Source organism: Streptomyces sp. YIM 98790 (assembly GCF_011421595.1).
In the GTDB taxonomy this organism is placed as follows: domain Bacteria; phylum Actinomycetota; class Actinomycetes; order Streptomycetales; family Streptomycetaceae; genus Streptomyces.
This window is the reverse complement of record NZ_WTLH01000349.1, coordinates 1-2,608: the sequence shown is the minus strand read 5'-3', so window position 1 is coordinate 2,608 and position 2,608 is coordinate 1. Positions and strand designations below refer to the sequence as shown.

2 protein-coding genes are annotated in these 2,608 nt (G+C 74.3%); both read right to left on the bottom strand.

Annotated elements, in window-relative coordinates; genetic code table 11:
* Positions 1–233: 233 nt before the first annotated feature.
* Entirely contained in the window at positions 234–1,325 is a 1,092-nt protein-coding gene (murG, locus tag GQS09_RS27875) for an undecaprenyldiphospho-muramoylpentapeptide beta-N-acetylglucosaminyltransferase (protein WP_165990294.1), read from the bottom strand.
* A gap of 6 nt (positions 1,326–1,331) precedes the next feature.
* A partial coding sequence (ftsW, locus tag GQS09_RS27870; protein ID WP_165990293.1) for a putative lipid II flippase FtsW occupies positions 1,332–2,608 on the bottom strand: 1,277 nt, incomplete at its 5' end.

The following is a 2,608-nucleotide window of genomic DNA, read 5'->3' as shown; positions in this document are numbered from 1 at the left end:
GGAGCCCGTGCCGCTCCCACCTCTCCGCGCACTCGCCACCTTCCCCGTTCCCGTCGTTCCCGTTCCGTGCGGGCGCCCTCGGCCGCCCGGGGACGCCGCCACCCTACTGCCCCGCTCCGGCCACCGCCCGCAGCCGCTCCCGCGGGCGCCGCCGCAGGAACCCGTCCGGCGCGCCGCTCCCGGACCGCCGGTCCCCGGGGCGGGCGGTCCGGGAGCGGCAGGGGCCGGCCGAGTCAGCCGCGCCCGGCGGCGATGGCCTCGTACACCATGGCGACGAGCAGGTCGTCCGCGTCGCGGCGGCCGAACTCCGCCGCGGCGCGGGACATGGTCAGCAGCCGGCCGGGGTCGGTCAGCACCGGGACCACGTTCTCCATCAGCCACTGCGCCGTCAGCTCGGCGTCGTCCACCAGCAGTCCGCCGCCGGCCCGGACCACGGGCTGGGCGTTCAGCCGCTGCTCGCCGTTGCCGATCGGCAGGGGGACGTAGGCGGCGGGGAGACCGACCGCGGAGAGCTCGGCGACGGTCATGGCGCCGGCCCGGCAGAGCATCATGTCGGCCGCGGCATAGGCCAGATCCATCCGGTCCAGGTACGGCACCGGCAGGTAGGGCGGCATGCCGGGCATGTTGTCGGTGGGCGGCAGCTCGTTCTTGGGGCCGACCGCGTGCAGGATCTGGATGCCGGAACGCTGGAGCGTGGGGGCCACCGACTGGACGACCTCGTTCAGCCGGCGGGCGCCCTGTGAGCCGCCGGAGACCAGCAGGGTGGGCAGCGTGGGATCGAGGCCGAACGCGGCGCGCGCCTCGGCCCGGGCCGCCCCCCGGTCCAGGGCGGCGATGGAGCGGCGCAGCGGGATGCCGATGTAGCGGGCGTGCCGCAGCTTGCTGTCCGGGGTGGCCACGCCCACGTAGCGGGTGTAGCGGGCGCCGATCCGGTTGGCCAGCCCGGGCCGGGCGTTGGCCTCGTGCACCACGATGGGAACGCCGAGCCGCTTGGCGGCCAGGTAGCCGGGCAGCGCCACATAGCCGCCGAAGCCGACCAGCGCATCGGCCTTGGTGCGTTCCAGCACCTGCTCGGCGGCCTTGACCGTGCCGCGCAGCCGCCCCGGCACGGTGATCAGCTCCGGGGTGGGCCTGCGGGGCAGCGGCACCGCCGGGATCAGGGCGAGTTCGTAACCGCGCTCCGGCACCAGCCGGGTCTCCAGCCCGCGTTCCGTGCCGAGCGCCGTGATCCCGGTGGTCGGGTCCTGCCTGCGCAGGGCGTCCGCGAGGGCGAGCGCGGGCTCGATGTGACCGGCGGTCCCCCCGCCGGCGAGTACGACATGCACCGAAATTCACCGCTCTCCGGACGGCGGTTGCTTGGCCCGCCGTCTCATCGTGGTCCATCTGAGCCCGGCCGGCTTCTTCTTGCCGGCGGGCCGCCCCCGCGCGGCCAGGGCGGCACGGGCCGCCGGGTCGCTGCGCGCGAACGCGATCAGCAGCCCCACGGCGAACATGGTGGGCAGCAGGGCGGAGCCGCCGTAGGAGAACAGCGGGAGGGGCACTCCGGCGATCGGCAGCAGTCCGAGGACGGCGCCGATGTTGATGACCGCCTGGGCCATGAGCCAGGTGGTCACCCCTCCCGCGGCATACCTGACGAAGGCATCCTCCGTGCGTCCGGCCACGCGGATACCCGCATAGCCTAGAGCCGCGAAGAGACCGAGCACCGACAGTGTCCCGGCCAGGCCCAGCTCCTCCCCGGCGATCGCGAAGATGAAGTCGGTGTGGGGTTCGGGGAGTTCACCCCATTTCTCCACGCTCGCCCCGAGTCCGGAGCCGAACCAGCCGCCGGAGGCGAAGGCGTAGAGGCCGTGCAGCGCCTGCCAGCACTGGTCCACGGCGGTGGGCTCGGCCAGCACGCAGTCCAGGCGCTCCGTCCGGTGCGGCGCGACCGCGATCAGCATCGCCACCAGGCCGCCGGCCAGCACCAGGGCGGCGGCGAACAGCCGCAGCGGGGCCCCGGCCAGCCACAGCAGCCCGAACAGGATGGCGATCAGGATCATCACGGTGCCCAGGTCGCCGCCGAACAGCACCAGACCGGAGATCAGCAGGCCGCCGGGGACCAGCGGGATCAGCAGATGACGCCACTGGACCAGCAGCCGCCGCTCCCCCTTGCGGGCCAGCAGATCGGCGCCCCACAGCACCAGGGCGAGCTTGCCGAACTCGCTGGGCTGGAGCATGAACGGCCCGGCCACCGGGATCCAGTTGGTGGAGCCGTTGATGGTGACGCCGATGCCGGGAACCTGGACCAGGACCAGCATGCCGACGGTGCCCAGCAGGAAGGGGTAGGTGAGCGCGCGCAGCAGCTTCACCGGCATCCGGGAGGCGATCAGCAGCAGGACGGTGCCGAGCGCGGCGGCGGCGAGCTGCTTGCGGAAGTAGTAGGTGGCGGGCAGGTCGTCGGCCAGGGCCTGGATCTGGGAGGCGGAGAAGACCATCACCAGGCCGAGCAGGGTGATCAGCAGGCCGGTGCCCAGCAGCACGTAATAGGCGGTCAGCGGCCGGTCCCAGGCCCGCCGCAGGCGCCCCGCCCAGGTCCGCGGCCCGCGCGGGGGGCGGGCCGCGGCGGCCG